This is a genomic window from Thermococcus sp. Bubb.Bath (assembly GCF_012027595.1).
Taxonomy (GTDB): Archaea; Methanobacteriota_B; Thermococci; order Thermococcales; family Thermococcaceae; genus Thermococcus.
This window is the reverse complement of the sequence record NZ_SNUR01000001.1, coordinates 834,391-855,146: the sequence shown is the minus strand read 5'-3', so window position 1 is coordinate 855,146 and position 20,756 is coordinate 834,391. Positions and strand designations below refer to the sequence as shown.

The window sequence follows — 20,756 nt, the reverse complement described above, 5'->3', positions numbered from 1 at the left end:
AGGATAAAAAGGTGGTTGTCATGGTGGAGAAGTTCGTATCGGCTGAGAGGCCCCAGACTGAGGAGGGGATGCAGTATCACATAGCCTGCAAACCCGGGGATGTGGCGAGATACGTTCTCCTCCCCGGAGACCCGGAGAGGGTTCCAAAGGTAAGCTCGCTCTGGGATGAGGCAAGGGAGATAGCGTTCCACAGGGAATACCGTACGCACACCGGAAAGTACAAGGGCGTGCCGATAAGCGTCACCTCAACCGGAATAGGGGGCCCATCGACGGCGATAGCGGTGGAAGAGTTAGCTGCCATCGGCGCCGACACGTTCATCCGCGTTGGTTCGACCGGGGCAATCCAGCCGGGGATGGAGATAGGAGACCTAATCATAGCAAAAGCGGCCGTCAGGCTCGACGGCACTTCAAAGCAGTACGTGAGGATTGAGTACCCGGCAGTTGCGGACCTTGAGGTTACTTTGGCCCTCGTAGAGGCCGCCGAGACCCTTGGAATGCGCTATCACCTCGGCATAACGGCCTCTACCGACAGCTTCTACCTCGGCCAGGGCAGGCCGGGCCTCAACGGCTACTTCCCGAGCTTCGCCAGGAACATCGTCGACGACCTCAGGCAGGCGAACGTGACCAACTTCGAGATGGAGGCGGCGACGCTCTACACCCTGGCCAACATCTACGGCCGTAGGGCCGGCTGTGTCTGCTCCGTCTTCGCCAACCGTGTAACGAACGAGTTCGGGAAGGTAGGGGAGAAGGAAGCCGCCCTCGTAGCCAGCGAGGCAGTTAAAATCCTCACTGAATGGGACGAGGAGAAGGAGAGGGCCGGAAAGAAGGTGTGGCACCCTGGGCTGAGGGTCTGACATGGACGCGAGGCTCATTCAGGTGAGGGAACTCCTGTCAAAGGGGGACCTCGAAGGGGCCCTTCGCGAAGCTGAAGGCATAAAAGAAAGCTACTGGAGAGACTATGCCCTCAGGTGGGTCATCGAAGCGTACGTTACCCGCTCGCCGGAGAAGGCCCTGGAGATAGCAGGGAAGATAAGGACGGAAACTCTCCACGACGAGGTTTTTAAAAACCTCTCCTACCTCCTTTCAAGGGCGGGGATTTTTAAACTGGCAATAAGGGCGGCCAGGAGCATTAAAAGCGATTTTCTTCGCAAGAAGGCACTGAAAAGCGTTGCCGACGTTCTGGCCAAAGTCATCGTGGAGAAGGGAACTGCGGGTGTCAGCCTCAGCGAGCTCGGCCTCGACGAGAGGGACCTGCAACAGCTAAAGCCCCTTCCAGCGGGTTTAATATTCAAGGACGGTAAGCTGATGCCCGGAGCGGAGCTCCTGCGCATGAATGGGGAGGTAAAAAGTGGAATAATCCAGGAGAACAAACCTCAGAAGGCGGGGCTCCCACACCCCATTGTTAAACCATTCCATGAGGTGAAAAAAAGCTATTTCAAAGGGTTCTTCTCAGGTCTCGTTGGGAGGGGCGACGTTGAGGGGCTCGAATACTGGGCCGGGTTGCTTGAGGAACCCCTGAGGAGCCTTCTGCTGGACGAGCTTGGGAAGCTGAAGATAGAACTTGGGGATGTCAAAGGGGCGGAGGATGCATTCAGGAGAGCTAAAATAGCGAATGAAACTGGAAGGGCCCTGTCGATGTTCTACCTGGCTCGGGGAGAGCCAAAGAAGGCCGCGGAGTTCATGGAAAAAGTCCTCAACCCTGTCTACCTGCTGGACGTGTTCTTGAATGCCGTGAGAACGGGATTCTTCAGCGATGAGCTCGCGGAGAGTATGCTGTTGCCCCGTGGTGGGAGCCGGTACAAGCTAGCCCGGCTGTTGAAGTTCTCAGCCTTTGAACTGTTGGAGGAGGCCAATACGAAGGGGGCCAACTCGCTGAGGGAACTCTCAAGGAGGGTCTTTGAAGCAGGGGTTAGGGTTCAGAGGGAATTCGAAGTTTCTCTTCTCATACCTGCCTAACTCAGTCAATCTCCTCATCAAGTTCGACATCGTCAAGCTCTTCCCACTCATCGTCTTCCCAGGCGATCTCCTCGTCCTCCAGGTCAAATTCGTCTTCCAGCTCCTCGAACTCTTCCACTTCGTAGAGCTCGTCGTCTTCCTCCTCATTGCGAGGCCTGCGCTTCGGGGGCATGATACCACCGGCGGAACTTCGGTGTTCAGGATTTAAGGCTTCGGGTCCGGAAACGTTTTTAATACGCCACCGGAGGGAAGGACATGAGGGTAGCGGTCATAACCGGCGATGCGAGGGTGTACTACACCGCGGTTAGGGTCCTCAAGAGGCACGGGATAGGCTTCTACAGCCTCAGGCAGGGGGAGGGGATCCCCTTCGACGTTGAGGTGGTTGTTACCGATGAGAAGACCGCGGAGAGTCTGGATTTTCCCAGAAAGGTAATCGTCCGGGGGGAGGACTTCATCGACGAGCTCCTTTCTCTCCTTGAGGGACGGGAGCACTTCAACCAGGTTTACATAGCGATAGACCCCGGAGAGAGGCCCGGTGTCAGCGTCGTGGCTGATAACAGGGTTCTGGAGGTGCAACGCCTTAAAGGACCGAGGGACGTTGAGCCGATTCTTGAGCTCCTCCGGCGCTATCCAGGAGCAAGGATAAAGATAGGCCACGGGGCGAGAAGACAGAGGACGCTGACCCTGAAAGCCCTGGGAGAGGTTCTGGGGTACGATTACCAGGTCATCCTCGTGAACGAGGCCAGAACGACGCCGCGTGTGGGAAGTGTCGATTCCCCTGGAGTTCAGGATATAGTTGCATCAATAAACATCGGCCTGAGGAAGGGAAAGGAACGGAGAATAGGCGAGCTCCTTGAGGTGAAAGAACCCAGCAAGAGGGAAATAGAGGATATAAAGAGACGGAGCAGGGAGCTGAGCGGGAACATCACTATCTCCTCCAGGCTGGCCAGGGAGGTTGCCGTGGGCAACATGACCCTGGACGAGGCCATCAAGAGACAGCGGGAGAAGAAGGGTAAGGGCGACTAAGCGGAGGGATTTTATACTCCTATTGCATAACAATAACGTCATGAGAAAAAACGGGAGGGAGATTCATGATATTCGGAGGAAAGGAAGAGAGTGTTGATGAGATAAAACTCCGGGTTGCAGAGGCCCTTAAAGTGGACGTGGGAAGGGGAATAGTGAGGTTTGACAAGAGCTACCAGAAAAAGCTCGGCGTGAGCACAGGAGACATCGTGGAGCTTGTGGGTTCGCGCTCAACCGCGGCAGTTGTGGCGAACGCGCACCCTGATGACAGGGGGCTGGACATAGTCAGGATGGACGGGTACATAAGGAAGAACGCGGGAGTGAGCATAGGCGACTACGTTACAATAAGGCGTGCCCAGGTGCAGGAGGCCAAAAAGGTAACCCTAGCACCGGCCCAGAAGGGTGTTATCCTCCAGATTCCGGGGGAAATCGTCAAGCAGAACCTCCTCGGCAGGCCCGTCGTGAAGGGGGACATAGTCGTCGCCAGCAGCCGTGGGGAGGCCGGCTACTACGGCGGTTCGCCCCTCGACGACCTCATCAGAGGACTGTTCGAGACCATGCCCCTGGGCTTCGGCGAGCTGAAGTTCATCGTCGTTAGCACCGTCCCCAAGGGGATCGTCCAGATATCCTACAACACGGAGGTCGAGGTTCTTCCCCAGGCGGTTGAGGTGAAGGAGGAGCGCATCCCGGAGGTAACATACGAGGACATCGGCGGTCTAAAGGACGCGATCCAGAAGATAAGGGAGATGGTCGAGCTCCCGCTCAAGCATCCTGAGCTCTTTGAGAGGCTCGGTATCGAGCCGCCGAAGGGAGTTCTCCTCTACGGTCCGCCTGGAACTGGTAAGACACTCCTTGCAAAGGCCGTTGCAAATGAGGCCAACGCTCACTTCATAGCAATCAACGGTCCAGAGATAATGAGCAAGTTCTATGGGGAAAGTGAAGAAAGGCTGAGGGATATATTCAAAGAGGCCGAGGAGAACGCGCCCAGCATAATATTCATCGACGAGATTGATGCAATCGCCCCCAAGAGGGAGGAAGTAGTTGGGGAGGTCGAGAAGAGGGTTGTCAGCCAGCTGCTCACCCTGATGGACGGCCTGCAGGGGAGGGGCAAGGTTATCGTCATAGCAGCAACCAACAGGCCGGATGCTCTTGATCCGGCTTTGAGGAGGCCGGGGAGGTTTGATAGGGAGATTGAGGTCGGCGTTCCAGACAAGCAGGGAAGGAAGGAAATCCTCCAAATACACACCAGAGGAATGCCTCTAGAGCCTCCTTTCGACAGGAGCGAAGTCCTGCGCATACTCGACGAAGTCGGGCCAAGGATCCTAGACTCGGAGACGCTGATGAGGCTCAAAGTCCAAGTGGAGAAGGCCAGGAGCGAGGAAGAGATAAAGCGCATCCTCAAGGAGTACGGCGAGATTTACTCCGAGGTCAAGGCCAAGCTCATCGACCGAATGCTCGACAGGATAGCGGATAAGACCCACGGCTTCGTCGGTGCTGATCTGGCCGCTCTGGCAAGGGAAGCGGCGATGGTAGTTCTTCGCAGGCTGATCAAGGAGGGCAGGGTGAGTCCGGAGCACGAGAAAATACCCCCCGAAGTCCTCCAGGAACTCCGCGTCATGGAGGACGACTTCTACGAGGCACTGAAGATGGTCGAGCCATCTGCACTAAGGGAAGTACTTATGGAGGTTCCGAACGTCCACTGGGACGATATAGGCGGACTCAAAGACGTTAAGGAGGAGCTGATGGAGGCTGTAGAATGGCCGCTTAAGTACCCCAAGGCCTTTGAGAGATTGGGGATAACTCCGCCGAGGGGGATACTCCTCTACGGTCCGCCTGGAACTGGTAAGACACTCCTTGCAAAGGCCGTGGCCAACGAGAGCGAGGCCAACTTCATAGCCATAAGGGGACCAGAAGTGCTCTCCAAGTGGGTTGGAGAGACTGAGAAAAGGGTGAGGGAGATATTCAGGAAGGCGAGGCAGGCGGCCCCGACGGTGGTATTCATTGATGAGATAGACGCAATAGCACCGGCCAGGGGCTCATACGAGGGTGCGAGGCACCTCGATACCCTCATCAATCAGCTGCTCACTGAGATGGACGGCATAGAAAGGAACAGTGGTGTGGTCGTCATTGGAGCCACCAACAGGCCGGACATTATTGATCCAGCCCTGCTCAGGCCGGGGAGGTTCGACAGGTTGATACTCGTTCCGGCTCCGGACGAGAAGGCCAGGCTTGAGGTATTCAAGGTTCACACGAGGCGGGTTCCGCTGGCTGAGGACGTTAACCTTGAAGAGCTGGCGAAAAAGACCGAAGGATACTCTGGAGCCGACATAGAGGCAGTGGTTAGGGAGGCGGCCCTAACGGCTCTAAGGCGCATCGTTCGTGCAATCCCCGCTGAGGAAGAACGGGCAGAGGAGGACTTCCTGGACGAGATCAGGGTAACTAAAAGGGACTTTGAGGAGGCCCTCAAGAAGATCAAGCCGAGTATAACGCCGTATATGCTGGAGTACTACAGAAACTTCGAGGAGAGCAGAAAGGCCGTCCCAAAGAAGGGGAAGCGTGAGGTCGATTACTACACCTTCTGACCTCTCTACTTTCCTTTTTATTCAAAACATTATTTTCTGCTCCTTTTAGGGGTTTATCAAAGAGACTTTGCATTGCAAAGTTTGATCAAAAAATGCCCTCCTAGTAAAAATACTGGGTAACCGTGCATTCTTTTTGGGTCATTAACAGGGGGTTTAACTCTAAAAGCGGGTTTTTACAAAGTTTGCTTTTTGTTCTGGCGTCCGAAGGACGCCTCGTTGGGAGCAAACACCCATGAAGATGGCTTTTTAAGAGTAAACCTTCTTAAAATTAGCATTTCTACAAAAGCACGATTCCTTCCGCCAGCGCTTTGCGGAGCAAAGGGCTGAGTGGTGGGCCCGGGGGGCTTCGAACCCCCGACCACGCGGTTATGAGCCGCGCGCTCTGACCAGGCTGAGCTACGGGCCCACTGATGGCGCCGCCGCCCGGATTTGAACCGGGGACCGCCGGATTAACAGTCCGGCGCTCTGCCAACTAAGCTACGGCGGCTCGACCCAATGTAGGGAATACGGGGGCCCTTTATAAAGATTACGGTGACAGGTTTTTAAGGATGGAACCGATTAACTGTGGGGAGAGACGATGGGAGAGCGGAATAAGGCGCTGATGGAGTTTCTCGCGGTCTATTTCTTCTGGGACGCTTACAGCTATGTCTATCCACTAATTGGCCGCTGGAGCCTTAACTGGAACGGCCTTCTCCTGAAGCTTCCTGGTACCTCAAAAGAGTTCGTCCTCTCGCTCCTCCTCTGGACTGAGGCGCATCCGGTGATATATCACGTTATGGACACCGTTTACAGGCTCGGCTTCACAGGAGTTATGGTTCTTACCTTCACATACCTCCTCATAACCGCTCCCAGAGGGAGCAGGCTCCTCGTCAGGGCTTACGCCCTTTCCTTCCTGATCCTTGCCGTGATATTCGCCGTGGTTAACGTGAACGCCCCACACTACATCTACCAAGACCTTCCAAGGCAGTACCCCCCTCCCAGCTGGCAGGCAAGGCCCCAGTTCGTCCTTCCATCACCACACTGCACGATAGCAACGGTCAGCTTCCTGTTCCTGTTTAGACAAAGGGAGAAGATTGCGAGGCTTCTCTCCATCCTCCCCCTCTTAGTTCCTCCTGCTACGGTTCTCCTTGGGGAACACTGGGTGTGGGACGCGATCACTGGAATAATCCTGGGCACCCTCATCTGGCTCTGGCTCTCGAAAAAGGTTAAAACCTCCGGGGGTACTGGTATCGGTGAATGAAATGCGCATTGAAAAACTCGTTGGACTTATGAAGGAGAGGGGCTTTGATGGGGCTCTGATAAGCCCTGGAACAAACCTCTACTACCTCACAGGACTTCACATCCACGAGGCAGGGGAGAGGCTTACCCTTCTTGTAATAAACGCCGACGGGGACTACAGGCTTCTCGCTCCGAGCCTCTACCAAAACGTCGTCACGAACTTTCCGGCGACTTTCTGGCGTGACGGGGAGAACCCCTACGACAAGCTTGCCTGGATTCTTGCTGAATTGGAGCTCTCCTCCGGAAAGCTCCTTGTCGAGGACACCATGCGCGCCGACTGGCTCATAAACGTCCTCCGCGTTGGGAACAGGGGTTTCGAGTTCTACCCCCTCAGTTCGGCCATACGGGAGCTTCGTATGAGGAAGGACCCCCACGAAATAGACATGATGAAGCACGCCGCTAAAGTTGTAGACCGCGTTTTTGAGGAGCTTTTGGGCTGGAACCTCCTTGGAATGCGCGAGAGGGAACTTGCCCTTCAGATGGAGCTCAGGATTAGAGAGCTGAGCGATGGGATATCCTTTGAGCCGATAGTGGCCAGCGGAGAGAACGCCGCTAATCCTCACCACGCCCCCGGCGACAGGAGAATACGGGAGGGGGACATGGTCATCCTCGACTACGGTGCGAAGTGGCACGGTTACTGTTCCGACATGACGAGGACTATAGCGGTGGGGAAACCCGGTGAGAAGCTGGTTGAGATTTATAACGTCGTCAAGGAAGCGCAGGAGAACGCCTACCGCGCGGTTAGAACAGGGGTGAAGGCAAAGGATATCGACGGAGCCGCGAGGGAAACCATAGCAAAGGCGGGCTACGGTGAGTACTTCACCCATAGAACGGGCCACGGCCTCGGGCTGGACGTCCACGAAGAGCCTTTCATCGGGCCCGATGGGGAGGTGATCCTTGAGAACGGAATGACCTTCACCATAGAGCCCGGAATCTACGTTCCCGGCCTTGGTGGGGTCAGGATTGAGGACGACGTTGAAGTTGTGAATGGCAAGGGTAAGAGGCTGACGAGGGCTGACAGGGAGTTGGTAATCCTCTGAGCTTTTATGTCCTCTCTCTGATTTTAAGTTTTATTCGGTTCGTACCGTTTCAAATAGCAAAACTACCTTTCTAAGCCTTTTATTATGTTGATAGATCTACCAGACACTTTTGTGTCTCAGGAACGTCGTTTCATCCCGTTTCCAACCGTGTCCCTAAAATATTCGTTTTGCACTAAGCTATCGAGGTGATTGCCGTGAGGTGGCTGAAGGCATGGTTGATAATAGGGCTGCTGGTTGGTGCCCTTGTACCAGTCGGAGCGGTGATGGCCAGCGGGAGTGGTAACGCTGCCATTCCAGGGGAGGATCAGGGCTTCAACACCACCAACACCACGGAGATGCAGATTGTGGCTGAACACATAATCTCCAACCTTGAGAAGCTTCACAACATAACATCCAGGATCATGGAAGAGGTGAACTTCACCGCCAACTCGACCATAGTTGAGAACTATCAGATGGCTGAGGAGTACAGGGAGGCTGCCCTCGAAGCGTATGGAAGCGGGAACTACAAGGGGGCAATAGCCAACGGAGTCCTTGCGATGCACCACTACCGGGTAGTGTTGGAGCGCGTCAAGGACGTTCGTAACAAAATAAGGGATGAGCTCCCCGCAGAAGTCAAGAGGATAAAGGGCTACTTCATGGCGGCTGAGAAGACCATCAAGAGGGCTCAGGAAGAGGGCATCGATGTGGGCAACGCCACCGAACTCCTCAACCAGACGGAAGAAGCATACAAGCAGGTCATGGAAGACATAAAGGAGAAGAACATTGGAAAGGCCCAGGAAGACCTTGTAATGGCCAGGGAACTCAAGAGGCAACTCGATGAGAAGCTGGTGAAGATAAGGAAGGAGCTCGCCTACGCAAACGCGGACAAAATCGTCAACGCCTTCCTCAAGAGGGGAGAGAACGCGATGGAGTTCGCCCAGAGAATCATCGATAGGGTTAACGCCAGCGGCGGAAACGCCACCGAGCTCCAGGAGCGCCTGAACGAGTTCCAGGAGGTTTACGGACAGGTTAAGAAACTGGCAGACCGGGGCAACTACACCGGGGCGCTCGACGTCATAATCGCAAATAGAGGCACGATAGGGAAGTTCCACAGGGCCATCGAGTTTGCGAAGAGGAGGATTCACGAGAGGAAAGTCGGGGAGAAGATGAAGGACATGAAAAAGCTCGTCAGAGAGTTCCATGAGAGAATTGGCAAGGACGGCAGGGCCCTGGAGGAGCTTCACAGAAAGGGCGTTGACACGAGGGGCCCCCAGCTCAAGCTCAAGACCGCCGCTCAGGAGGTGCACGTGGGCGTGGAGCTCCTCAAGCGCGGAAGGGAAGCCGAGGCAAAGGCCCACTTCACCATAGCCCTCAACCTGCTCGAAGACGTTGAGAGCTTTATCGTAAAGCATGCGTGATCCGGTTTCTTTTTCCCTAATTTTTAGGTTTCCACATGTGAACTGACGGAGGCCCTTAACTGGGGCCCTCCCCATTGGAGGTTATCCCAGCGTAATCAAACAGGGCCTCGACGTCCCTTTTCAGCTCTCTGGCATCCCCGGCCATCACGAGCTTTCCTCCGGCAAGAACTGCTACGAAGTCCGCCAGGGGGTAGATGGGCTTCCAGACGTGGCTCACCATCAGGAAGTTCGTCCCCTCTTTCTTCAGCGACTTGAGGGTTCCAACCATGAGCCTGACGTTTTCGAAGTCGAGGTTGGCGAGGGGTTCGTCGAGGATAACCAGCTCCGGCCGGCCGATGAATGCACCCGCCAGCGCCAGCTTCTTCCTCATTCCAGCGGAGTAGTTCCTCATGGGCTCCTTTAGGTAGTCGATTCCAAAGATCTCTGCTACTCTTTCAACTTCCTCCCTTTCAAATCCCTTAACGTTTGCTATGAACTCAAGCCACTCTCTGCCGGATATCAGGGAGGGAACCGCAGGCGGGTCGAAGGAAACGCCCATTCTGAGCTTTAGCTCCTCGTCTCTCCATGGATCCTTCCCCAAAACCTTAATCCTCCCCTCGGTGGGACGGTATATCCCCGCTACCAGCTTTAGGAACGTGCTCTTCCCGCCGCCGTTCGGTCCGAGGATGATGCTGACCCCCTCTGGTATCTCGATGTTTACCCCGTCGAGCGCCACTATCCTCCCGAAACGCTTCGTCAGGTTCTTCGCTGCTATCATTTCCTCTCCCTCCACAGCTCCACCAGAAGGAGGAGCGCGCCGGCGATTCCAGTCAGATAAAAGGCGTTCTGGATGTTCGTGGTGGGATCTTTCCTCTTGAAACGGACGAAGCACGTGGTGTCCCCTTTTCCGTTATACACGACCCAGTAGGTTCCCTCCCCGGGAACCACGAACTCCTGGGAGAGTGAACCCCTTGTTGTGCCGTTGAAGATTTCTTTTCCATCAAAACGGTCGACCACGAGGATCCTCCCGTTCCCACCGCTGCAGTCGATCTCCGCAAGGGCCTTCGCAGGCACGTGGAACGCGAGATAGCTGACCCCCTTCGGACCGCTCGGCTTTATGGCGGCGGGACCGGCGAACTCAACTCTACTTGAGTAAAAGTGGTAGTTGAGCAGCGCTATGAGCGGCAGGATGGCCAGGAAGAGCGCTAGAGCCCTCAGGACTCTCACAACACGTCCCTCCTCTCAAAGATTAACGCACCAATTAGGAGGAACAGAAAAGGCAATATCAGTCCCGGAACCGCGAACCTGACCTCCAATGGAGAAACGTTGGAATATGCTGCGTACATTAGAAAGCTGAACGGTGGAAGGGAGGAGGGAAATAAGCTCGATGAGAGCGACAAGACAAAGAACGCGCCAATGAGCGTTGGGAACAGGCCCCTCAGAAAGCTGCCCAGGAGGGCGGTTACGGACGCTGTATACAGGACGGCGTAGAGTGCCAGCGTGAGGCCGCTCAGAACTTCTCGTGAGCTCAGAATGACGGAGACGACGTGCAGGATGTCCGCGTTGGAGGAAATTATCGCCAGTACGTAAGGGAGGACGTAGAGAATAAGCGAGAGTGTCAGGAACGCGGTGGACTTGGCGATGAAGATTTTAAACTTCGAGTACGGCAGGGAGTAAACGGTTGGGGCGTACCCGGAGTCCCTGTCCCATCTGAATATCAAGCTCCCCATTATGATTATTATGAAGGCGTAGATTTCGAAGCCTGCCTTTATCGAACCCCTTATTGCCCTAGCAGTGGGGGTATAAGGGTAGTCGATTTTTCCGGCCACATATGGTGTTGTCCCCATCGGAACTGCATTCTGCAGGGCGTTTCTGCCCGTGAAGTAGTGTTCACCCTCCGATGAGGCCACCGATAGGTACGACTGATGAACCGCCGCAAATCCCAGCACCAGCCCGGCGAGGAGAACCAGAACCACGAGCGGGTTGTTCATCTCCCACAGTATGAGTTTAATCATCCTCCCCATCCTTTCACCCTCCAGAGACCGACCGCTGCCGAAGCCGCGAGGAGCAGGACGTAGGGATAGACGAGGGGCGAGTTTTCGGCCGAGTATTCAACCGCTGAAGTTTCTCCAAGTGCGTTGGTGTCCCCCAGCACGAGCCCTGGGGCGAACATCGTGTTGTCACTCAACTTGGAAAAGCCGCTCCTGTCTATTCCCCCGAACACCGGGAACCCCGCAGCCTGGAAGTCGGCCCAGGAAAAGCCGAAGTACGAGATCAGGATCCCCGAACTGGGGTCGTAGATGAGGGTTGACCTTCCATTTGCACTGATGTACGCGGTGGAGACCGTGTAGGGCGTCGTTTTGACCTGAAGGAGCGGCGGCAGGAACTTTTTGTAGTATGTTATGACGGTTGAACCGATAGTGCTGACGCTGGCGACGGAGACACTGAGCCCTTCCGGCGATGTGAAGAGCCGCGTTCCGTTCCTTATTTTCCCATCGTAAAAGAGAAGACTCCTCCCGTAGGGCACCCCATGGATGTCGTAAACCTCTCCAGTACGGACGTTCAGGAGGTAGGGGCGGATTATCTTAAATGACCTGAGTGCCGTTATGGTCAGGTTCCCATAAGTTTTGCTACCTATGACGTCCTCTTCCCTCCAGAGAGTGGTTAGGTTCCCGTGGTACCTCACGACGGCGTAGGTTCCGCTAACGGTCAGCATCACCGTGGCGGTGTCGTTCTTCAGTCCCACAACCTCAAACTCCACGCTCCCATTTCCGTAGACGTTCATAGCCACGGTTTTCCCGTCCATTTTAAGGGAGAAGAAGAGGTTTCCAGAGCCCGTCATGTCAAGGAGCAGTGATTCGTTGATGGTTTTGTTGGTTCTGGCGGTGTAAACGAAGTACGTTCCGGGTTTGAGAACTGGCTTCTCTCTTATCCCACCATCTGCGAGGACCGAGCTCCACGAAATCATCGACAAAAACAGGAGAAGAAGGAAAACAAAAATGAGGGGTTTCTTCAACCCAGGGACACCTCCGCAAAGGCGTGCCAAGCCCTTCCTAACCCTGATCCGTATGCATCAACTGAGGCTCCTCTCCAATCATGGTCTATTACTTGGAAGTCATATACTGAATACAGAGCTCCCGGAATATCACCTGCGTCTGTTGCATACCATGTTAGGTGTGGGTCCATTGTACATGGTGGCATAATGAACTCACCCCTAACCTGGGCATATATACCAGCCATAGTTATAACTTTACCATCCTTCTCAAATTGCATGGCATCCTGGCCATAGTCTACTTTATGGATGTAGCAGTTTGGGTTCACAACATTGACGTTGCTGTTTCCAGTGTATTCTGCTGCAGCCAACACTGAACTCACTAACAAACCAAATCCTATCAAGCCAAGAATCCACTTCTTTTGCATGGTCCCCCCCCCAAGAGGTGGCAACAGTTAATATGAAACCATAATATAAAAATATTTCGATTTATTCTTATTAGTTATATTGATGTAATAAATTCGATTTTATTTACGAAACAATTAAAGGCATGTTATTTTCTCTTTATTTCTGAACTTCAGTTATGTACATGTCACGTTTGATTTAACCTTATTGTTATCATAATGGCCCTATAGTTTAGTGCCATCCTTCCAAAAACCTTAAATACCAAAATCCCTACTCGTCCCGATGCCTATGAGGGGGGAGTGTCTTCTCCGTCGGAAGGACATTCACGCCTGATTTCCGCGATAACCCCCCTATTCTGGAGTATCGTTCACACTCTTTTGAAAAAACCGTGAGGAGGTATAGCTATGGTTGAACTCAACTTCAAGGCCATTGAAGAGAAGTGGCAGAAGCGCTGGATGGAGGAAAAGATTTTCGAGCCGGACAGAAACGCAAGGCCCAAGGAGAAGAAGTTCTACATAACCGTCGCGTTTCCCTACCTCTCGGGCCACCTCCACGTCGGCCACGCAAGGACTTACACGATACCGGACGTAATAGCGCGCTTCAAGAGGATGCAGGGCTACAACGTCCTCTTCCCTATGGCGTGGCACATCACCGGTGCGCCGATAGTCGGAATCGCCGAGAGGATAAAGAACCGCGACCCCAAGACCATCCACATTTACAGGGATGTTTACAAGGTTCCTGAGGATATCCTCTGGAAGTTCGAGGACCCGAAAGAGATAGTCAAGTACTTCATGAAGTCTGCCAAGGAGACCTTCATAAGGGCAGGTTTTGGCGTCGACTGGACGCGCGAGTTCCACACCACCAGCCTCTTCCCGCCCTTCAGCAAGTTCATCGAGTGGCAGTTCTGGACGCTCAAAGGTATGGGGCTGGTCGTTAAAGGAGCCCACCGCGTCCGCTGGGACCCAGTTGTTGGAACGCCGCTCGGAGACCACGACATAATGGAGGGTGAGGACGTCCAGATACTGGAGTACGTCATAATCAAGTTCGTTCGTGAGGAGAACGGCGAGGAAATCTACCTTCCAGCTGCAACCCTGAGGCCCGAGACTGTCTACGGAGTAACGAACATGTGGCTGAATTCAGAGGCAACATACGTAAAGGCGAAGGTGAGGAAAGGAGACAGGGAGGAGACTTGGATAGTGAGCAAGGAGGCCGCTTACAAGCTCTCCTTCCAGGACAGGGAGATAGAGGTCATCGAGGAGTTCAAGGGCGAGAGGCTAATCGGCAAGTACGTCAAGAACCCGGTGACAGGTGACGAGGTCATAATTCTGCCTGCCGAGTTCGTTGACCCAGACAACGCAACCGGTGTCGTTATGAGCGTTCCGGCTCACGCTCCATTTGACCACATAGCCCTAGAAGACCTGAAGAAGGAGACGGAGATACTGCTCAAGTACGAAATTGACCCGCGCGTCGTGGAGGAGATAAGCTACATATCTCTCATCAAGCTCGAGGGCTACGGTGACTTCCCTGCAGTTGAAGAGGCAGAGAGGCTCGGCGTGAAGAGCCAGAGGGACGTGGAAAAGCTCGAAGAGGCCACCAAGAACATCTACAAGGCCGAGTACCACAAGGGAGTCTTCAAGATAGAGCCCTACGCCGGAAAGCCCGTGCAGGAGGCTAAGGACCTCATCGCCAAGGAGCTCCAGGAGAAGGGAATAGCGGAGATAATGTACGAGTTCGCTGACAAGCCCGTTATAAGCCGCTTTGGAAACCAAGCGGTCATCAAGATAATCCACGACCAGTGGTTCATCGACTACGGCAACCCTGAGTGGAAGGAGAAGGCGAGGGAAGCCCTCGCCAACATGACGATCTATCCGGAGAGCAGGAGGACGCAGTTTGGAGCGGTTATAGACTGGCTCGAGGAGAAGGCCTGCGCTAGGAAGGTCGGCCTCGGAACCCCCCTCCCGTGGGACCCCGACTGGGTCATTGAGAGCCTGAGCGATTCAACGATATACATGGCCTACTACACGATAAGCAGGCACATCAACCAGCTTAGGAACGAGGGCAAACTTGACGCTGAGAAGCTCGACAGGGACTTCTTCGACTACATCTTCCGCGAGCCCTTCAGCGAGGAGAAGGAAAAGGAGCTGAGCGAGAAGACAGGGATTCCGGCGGGGACCATCCACGATATGAAGGAGGAGTTCGAGTACTGGTACCCGCTCGACTGGCGCTGCTCGGCCAAAGACCTCATCCCAAACCACTTAACGTTCTTCATCTTCAACCACGTGGCCATCTTCGACAGGAAGCACTGGCCGAGGGGGATAGCCGTAAACGGCTTCGGGACGCTGGAAGGCACCAAGATGAGCAAGAGCAAGGGCAACGTGCTGAACTTCATAGATGCAATCGAGGAGAACGGTGCAGATGTGGTGAGGCTCTACATCATGGGGCTCGCCGAGCACGACAGCGACTTCGACTGGAAGAGGAAAGAAGTCGGCAAGCTCCGCAAGCAGGTTGAACGCTTCTACGAGCTGGTGAGCGAGTTCTCTGCCTACGAGGCAAAAGATGGTGTCGAGCTGAAGGACATAGACCGCTGGATGCTCCACAGGCTCAACAAGGCTATTGAGGGAACAACGAAAGCCCTTGAGGAGTTCAGGACAAGGACGGCAGTACAGTGGGCGTTCTACACCGTCCTCAACGACCTCCGCTGGTACCTGAGGAGAACCGAGGGAAGAGATGACAATGCAAAGCGCTACGTCCTCAGAAAGCTCGCCGACGTCTGGGTCAGGCTGATGGCGCCGTTCACACCGCACATCAGCGAAGAACTCTGGGAAAAGCTCGGCGGAGATGGCTTCGTCAGCCTGGCAGAGTGGCCCGAGCCGGTTCAGGAGTGGTGGAACGAGACGGTTGAGGCCGAGGAGGAGTTCGTCAAGTCCCTCATGGAGGATATCAAGGAGATCATAACCGTCGCCAAGATAGAGAACCCAAAGAGGGCCTACATCTACACAGCTCCATATTGGAAGTGGCGCGTTGTTGAGGTTGTAGCGGAGAAGAGGGACTTCAATGCTGCTATGGGCGAGCTGATGAAAGACCCTGAGATGAGGAAGCACGGCAAGGAAGTGAGCAAGCTCATACAGCGCTTAATAAAGGAGAGGGCCTTTGAAGTGAAGAGGATCAATGAAGAGAAGGCGCTGAGGGAGGCCAAGGACTTCATAGAGAAGGAGCTCGGCATTGAGATAGTCATCAACCCCGAGGAGGACAAAGGAGGAAAGAAGAAGGCCGCGATGCCTCTGAAGCCCGCGGTGTTTGTGGAGTGAGAGGTCTGTTTTTTCTATTTTCTGTTTTGTTTTAGCTTATTTTAATGTCAAGGATCCTCTTGGTTTCCCTAATGAAGACGTCCACGGCTTCTTTTGGTGTTAATTCGTTGATGTAAGCGACGATGATTTGGAGAAAGTAATCTTCAGGTAGAGTTCCTGATAAAACTATGATATCTCTCAAAAAAGAAAGACCTAGTGGAGATATTTTACTAAGAACCTTTGCAATTTCAACTAATATCTCAGAGATATGATACGGATCTTTTGTTTGATACGCAACTTTTAGTGCCTCTTTAAGAACACTAGTGGCTTTTTGGGGGTTTCCAAAATCAACATATGATTCAGCAATCTTGATTAAGACTTTTGACTTATTGTATTTGCTCTCGATTTGTGTGGAAACCTCTAGGGCTCTTTCTAAATCCTTTATCTCTAAAAACACTCCAACAGTTTTCATTTGAATATTGAATTCTTCCTCTGGAGTTCTAGTTTTTATCCAACTAGATACTTCTACTGCTCTTTTTAGGATTTTTAATGCATTTTCTGGTTCTCCTATATTTACTAAAATCTTGGAAATTTCAATTAGAACTTCCCAATACAAGCCAGGATCATCGATTTGTCCAGCTACTTCCTGGGCTAAATCGAGTATTTCCATAGACTTTTTCAATTTTCCCATCTCAACTAAAATTCTCGAAATCTTAATTAGCACATTTGAATAGATATAAGGATCCCTAATTTGACCGGCAATTTCCAATGCCTTTTTGAACTCTCCAAGCTTTGCTAGAACTTCAGCTATATCTTCCATCACTTCAAAATAATACTCAGAATTTTTAATTTGATTGACTTCTTTCAATGTCTCTTTTAAGAGTGCCAATGAAATTCTGGAATTACCGGTGAGTACTAATGTTCTAGCAATCTCGATCAAGAGTATTGTACTGTGAAGAGGGTTAGTTACTTGCTTAGTGATCTTTAATGCACCCTTTATGTCACCAGCACTAGTCAAAACTCCAACTAGCTTAGTCAATGCAAAGAAACGCCAATAAGGATCCCTAATTTTCCATACAACTCTTAATGCTTCTTTAAGTTCGCCGATCATCGTTAAGACTTCAATAATTTCCACAAATATCCAAGAACTACTATCTAAATTTTCAATTTGGTTAAGAACTTCAATAGCTGTTTCGAGAATTTTCTTCACTTCAGTAGTTTTATCATCAATCTTGATCCAAACTTCGGCAATTTGGGTTAATATGACTGCGTATTGATATGGATCTTTGATTTGTTTGGCAGTCATATTAACTCTTTTGAGAGTTTTTTGAGCTTTTTCGTATTCTCCGATCTCCACAAAAGCTTTGGCAATTTCGACTAACACTTCAGAACGAAGAATAAGATTATCAATTTGATCAGTAGATACTAATGCTTCTTCTACTAATCTTAGTGCATTTTTAGTTCCCCAGATTACTACTGATTTGCCAATCTCTATCAACGTCTTTATGCGAAGATTTGGATCATTAATCTGACTTGCCATTTCCATGACTTCTTCCAAGATTATGTATGCCTTTTCAGAATTATTAATATCCACTAAAGCCCTAGCAATTTTAACCAGGATCTCCGAGCGATAATTGTCATCATCATTTTGACTGATACTAACTAAGGCCTCTTCTATAGTATTTAGGGCTTTTTCAAACTCGCCGAATCTCGCCAATGCTCTAGCAATCTTAATTAGTTTGTCTATGGCATAATTACGATTTTCAGTATATATAACAATTTTTAATAAATTTTCCAGAATTTGAAGAGCTCTCATATTTTCGCCAATTTTTACCCAAACCTCTGCGATATTAATTAGGAGATCCATGTAATAGAAGCTTTCATTTTCATTAATACTCTCTGTAGCTTTTTCTAGAATAGTTCTGGAGTTTTCAATTTCACCATTATTCACTAAAGCCCTAGCAATTTTAATTAATCCTTCTACACGTATGTGAGGATCTTTGATTTTTTCAACTATCTTCAATGCTTTGTTAGTCTCCCTAACTTCTGCAAAGGCTTCAGCAATCGTAACAAGTACCTTTGGACTAGGATTAAAGATTATTTGAATTTCTTTTAGAATCTTTAGAGCTTTTTCTTGTTCATTTTTTTCAATAAGATACTTAACACTATCTAAGATAATTATGTTTAACACAGTACAAGGACCAAAGAGTAATATATCTACCTTTTGGAAAATTTTAATAGTTGTCATTATTATAACTCTATAGTTTATTAATTCCCAATACTTTAAAATAAATTTTAATTTTTGATCACATTCAAGAAAAAGATCGATTTTATTTTGAAGTATCTGCTTAGCGTCCTTATCTCGCTTATTTAATACTAAGAATGATATTAACAATAGAATCGTTTGTATTTTTTTAGCATGGTTCTGATTTTTGTTAATAAAATTAATAGTTGCCTCAAGACCATAGATCCTATAACGGTCAAATAAAGACATCTTGCCTGTTTCATTGTAAATCCTGTTGTATAGAAAAGCAAACTCGAAGAGCCTTGCCAGGTTCTCTACATTGGCGGCGGCGTTAATCGCAAGTTCAACGGTTCCCAGCACCAAGGTCGTGCCGCCAGCCAGTTCTCTCTGAGTGTTCAGGAATTCTTCGTTCCTTACAAGTTCAAACAGCTCATCGTATCTGCCAGCATCGTAGAGGTGCTCAGGATAGTGCTTTAGACAGTACTCATTTTCCTTCCAGTTTTCGGAGCAGAAATCAAGAAGTTTTTCTCGTACTGTTTCAACTTCTTCTTCTAGAACTCTGAAGAAATTCTCTCTTAAAGCCTCATGCTGGAACGACCAGAATTCAGTATTCCCACTCTTTCTTATGTGCAACCACCGCTTAACATCGTGGGACATTCTCTTTAAGACTCGCTTTCTAGTGCCGAGTATCTTTGCTATGTCCTCAAGTTTCATCGGCTCCCTTGCTATAGCCAAAAGCGCAAAAAGTTCATCAACAAGGTCAGGATTATCAACTTCGCTCTCAATTCTCTGAAGTTCTTTATCTATATACTCTTCAAAGCTTTCTGGGACACTCTTCACCCTCTTGAGGAGCTCCTTAGGGTTTTTAGCTTTCATTTCCTTCAGCTCACCGAGAATGAACCTTAGGTAGAGCGGATGTCCGGATGTTCTCTTATATATTTCGTGAGAGATTTTCTCTAAGTCTTGCCCACTTAGGTTCAACTTCTCTTTAACAAGGGATTTCACAGCTTTGTACCCGAGATTTTTAAGCTCGACTATCGTGGCATTTTCCAACCATTCATCTAACGAGTTCGTTGGAATCTCAGGGTTAGGGCCACTACCCCTCACGCTGAATATGAGGTAGACGTTCTCTGGGAGATTCCTCGGGAAGGGATATCTCTTTAGTGTCTCCTGATTAACTTCGTCGAGTGCATCAAAAATGATAACTACCTTCTTTTTGGGCTTTTCTGAAAGCATTCCCTTTAAGACATCTGAAAGCCTTTCGTCGTCAAGTGTTAGCAAATGCCCCTCAAACTTTTCCCTCACACTGAGCAGGTAAAGTCTCGCAATCGCATACCTAATGGCTGTAGAGAAGTCCCTTCTACCCTTTGACACACTGAAAAAGTACGGGATTATAAAGACATCATCCCTACTTGAGAGCTCATCTATGATATGTGCAATCAGTGTGCTCTTTCCAACACCCGCAGGCCCGGTTATTATAACTTTTCCAGAGCTGTTATTGGATATGATATCATCAATTCTCTTCAAGACCTCTTCCCTTCCTACAAAAGGCTCCGCAAGAAGATCATCAAGCCATTCCTTAACAGCGACGTCTATTCCTTTAACATTCAGCTCGGCTAGAACCTTTAGCCCCCTTGTGTACTTTTCCAGCTTCTTATACTGCTCTTCAACTTCCCCAAGTCTCTTTCCGTGCTCAGATAGTGTCTCATTGATCTCCTTTAAGATTTTCAGGAGGGTAGCATAGAACTCTTCCCTGAAATGAGTGTTCATATTCGATGCCTTTACGATGTTCCTCTTTAATACATCTGCAAATCTTTTCTTAAGGAACTCTTCTAACTTTTTTCTCCTCTTTTCATCAATTTCACAACCAAACGAGAACAGAAAACTGACAATATCTTCTTCATCAAGCTCCAAGGGACTTGATGGTATTTCAGAGGACTTTTCAGATGACATTTTTTTAAGGCTTTTTGAGACACAATCAAACCATTTTCCTTCTTTGAAGTCAGTTCCCTTATAAAGGGAACTGTATTGAGTTCTCCCGTACTCTTTCTTAAGTTCTTCAAGGGTTTCTTTTATAGCATCAGATACCACTAATTTGAACCCAGACAGATCTAATTCACCTTCAATCTTTTTTAGTTCATGTTCTTCAAAGAGCTCTCCAATTTTTTGGATTCCCTCGGGGATAACGTCTTTAGCAACTTCTGCAAAAAGAATAACACCTGCATAGGCCCCAATGGGGCCAAAATATGCTGATAGTACTGAACCGAGAGCAGTTCCAAGAATACGTATTGCCGGTTTTAGCCTTTTGAGGGAATGATAAATTGTGATATGATGAGGCATTATCTGCCCCCCAGAGTTTTTAATGTATCGTATGAAATCAGGTTACATACATTTCAATAGATATAAACTTTTCGTGGACTAAGAAGTTAGTTAAGAAAATCTGACTTCTCCGAAAATGCCTTAAAGGGAAGCGTTTTAGTCATCTCCGGTGTTCCCCATGCCCATAAGCGAGGAAAAGTTTTAGATAGAGGTTCTTTCCAAAATCCCTCTAAGGAACGAGCTTCCTTTGCCT

At 50.4% G+C, this 20,756-nt stretch carries 15 protein-coding genes and 2 tRNA genes; 8 read left to right on the top strand and 9 right to left on the bottom strand.

The genetic code is table 11. From position 1 onward, the window contains the following. Nucleotides 1-20: 20 nt before the first annotated feature. Both udp and E3E29_RS04765 read left to right on the top strand, forming a co-directional pair. Nucleotides 21-854 carry a uridine phosphorylase gene (udp, locus tag E3E29_RS04770; protein WP_206205810.1) on the top strand — a complete coding sequence of 278 codons (834 nt, stop codon included), beginning with the start codon at nt 21-23 and terminating at the stop codon, nt 852-854. Between the two features lies 1 nt (nt 855). After that, nucleotides 856-1,956, top strand: a complete 1,101-nt coding sequence (locus E3E29_RS04765; protein ID WP_167909677.1) for a hypothetical protein — start codon at nt 856-858, stop codon at nt 1,954-1,956. Between the two features lies 1 nt (nt 1,957). Here E3E29_RS04765 and E3E29_RS04760 read toward each other — a convergent pair whose 3' ends face one another. Next, nucleotides 1,958-2,128, bottom strand: a complete 171-nt coding sequence (locus E3E29_RS04760) for a hypothetical protein (protein WP_167909676.1) — start codon at nt 2,126-2,128, stop codon at nt 1,958-1,960. A gap of 83 nt (nt 2,129-2,211) precedes the next feature. Here E3E29_RS04760 and E3E29_RS04755 point away from each other — a divergent pair, with 83 nt between their 5' ends. Continuing rightward, entirely contained in the window at nt 2,212-2,982 is a 771-nt protein-coding gene (locus E3E29_RS04755) for a hypothetical protein (protein ID WP_167909675.1), read from the top strand. Between the two features lie 65 nt (nt 2,983-3,047). Beyond that, on the top strand, nt 3,048-5,561 hold the full coding sequence (locus E3E29_RS04750) for a CDC48 family AAA ATPase (protein WP_167909674.1): 2,514 nt from the start codon (nt 3,048-3,050) through the stop codon (nt 5,559-5,561). Nucleotides 5,562-5,889: 328 nt separating this feature from the next. Here the strand turns inward: E3E29_RS04750 and E3E29_RS04745 are convergent. Both E3E29_RS04745 and E3E29_RS04740 read right to left on the bottom strand, forming a co-directional pair. Continuing rightward, nucleotides 5,890-5,967, bottom strand: a tRNA-Ile gene (locus E3E29_RS04745). A gap of 5 nt (nt 5,968-5,972) precedes the next feature. Next, nucleotides 5,973-6,048 (bottom strand) — tRNA-Asn (locus tag E3E29_RS04740). Between the two features lie 90 nt (nt 6,049-6,138). Between E3E29_RS04740 and E3E29_RS04735 the strand changes: the two genes are divergently transcribed. The 3 genes from E3E29_RS04735 (at nt 6,139) to E3E29_RS04725 (ending at nt 9,276) form a co-directional block, all read left to right on the top strand. After that, nucleotides 6,139-6,801 carry a phosphatase PAP2 family protein gene (locus tag E3E29_RS04735; RefSeq protein ID WP_167909673.1) on the top strand — a complete coding sequence of 221 codons (663 nt, stop codon included), beginning with the start codon at nt 6,139-6,141 and terminating at the stop codon, nt 6,799-6,801. A gap of 1 nt (nt 6,802) precedes the next feature. Next, a complete protein-coding gene (locus tag E3E29_RS04730; RefSeq protein WP_167909920.1) occupies nt 6,803-7,879 on the top strand; it encodes a Xaa-Pro peptidase family protein in 1,077 nt (358 codons plus the stop codon). Nucleotides 7,880-8,073: 194 nt separating this feature from the next. Beyond that, nucleotides 8,074-9,276, top strand: a complete 1,203-nt coding sequence (locus E3E29_RS04725) for a hypothetical protein (RefSeq protein ID WP_167909672.1) — start codon at nt 8,074-8,076, stop codon at nt 9,274-9,276. Between the two features lie 55 nt (nt 9,277-9,331). On the opposite strand, the gene E3E29_RS04720 is transcribed toward E3E29_RS04725, so the two are convergent. The 5 genes from E3E29_RS04720 to E3E29_RS04700 are packed head-to-tail and all read right to left on the bottom strand — an operon-like array spanning nt 9,332 to nt 12,675. Then, the gene (locus tag E3E29_RS04720; RefSeq protein ID WP_342764664.1) at nt 9,332-10,048 is read right to left on the bottom strand and encodes an ABC transporter ATP-binding protein; all 717 of its coding nucleotides are present in this window, start codon (nt 10,046-10,048) and stop codon (nt 9,332-9,334) included. Beyond that, nucleotides 10,030-10,482 (bottom strand): hypothetical protein, encoded by a 453-nt coding sequence (locus E3E29_RS04715; protein ID WP_167909671.1) that lies wholly within the window; start codon nt 10,480-10,482, stop codon nt 10,030-10,032. Before E3E29_RS04715 ends, E3E29_RS04720 begins: the two co-directional genes overlap by 19 nt. Then, on the bottom strand, nt 10,479-11,279 hold the full coding sequence (locus tag E3E29_RS04710; RefSeq protein WP_167909670.1) for a hypothetical protein: 801 nt from the start codon (nt 11,277-11,279) through the stop codon (nt 10,479-10,481). Before E3E29_RS04710 ends, E3E29_RS04715 begins: the two co-directional genes overlap by 4 nt. Continuing rightward, nucleotides 11,267-12,271: a hypothetical protein gene (locus E3E29_RS04705; RefSeq protein WP_167909669.1), complete on the bottom strand. Its 1,005-nt coding sequence runs from the start codon at nt 12,269-12,271 to the stop codon at nt 11,267-11,269. Before E3E29_RS04705 ends, E3E29_RS04710 begins: the two co-directional genes overlap by 13 nt. After that, nucleotides 12,268-12,675, bottom strand: a complete 408-nt coding sequence (locus E3E29_RS04700; protein WP_167909668.1) for a hypothetical protein — start codon at nt 12,673-12,675, stop codon at nt 12,268-12,270. The genes E3E29_RS04705 and E3E29_RS04700 overlap by 4 nt, the downstream gene beginning before the upstream one ends. 381 nt (nt 12,676-13,056) lie before the next feature. Here E3E29_RS04700 and leuS point away from each other — a divergent pair, with 381 nt between their 5' ends. Further along, entirely contained in the window at nt 13,057-15,960 is a 2,904-nt protein-coding gene (gene leuS, locus E3E29_RS04695; protein ID WP_167909667.1) for a leucine--tRNA ligase, read from the top strand. A 31-nt stretch (nt 15,961-15,991) separates the two neighbouring features. On the opposite strand, the gene E3E29_RS04690 is transcribed toward leuS, so the two are convergent. Further along, nucleotides 15,992-20,524 carry an AAA family ATPase gene (locus tag E3E29_RS04690; RefSeq protein ID WP_167909666.1) on the bottom strand — a complete coding sequence of 1,511 codons (4,533 nt, stop codon included), beginning with the start codon at nt 20,522-20,524 and terminating at the stop codon, nt 15,992-15,994. Between the last annotated feature and the right edge of the window lie 232 nt (nt 20,525-20,756).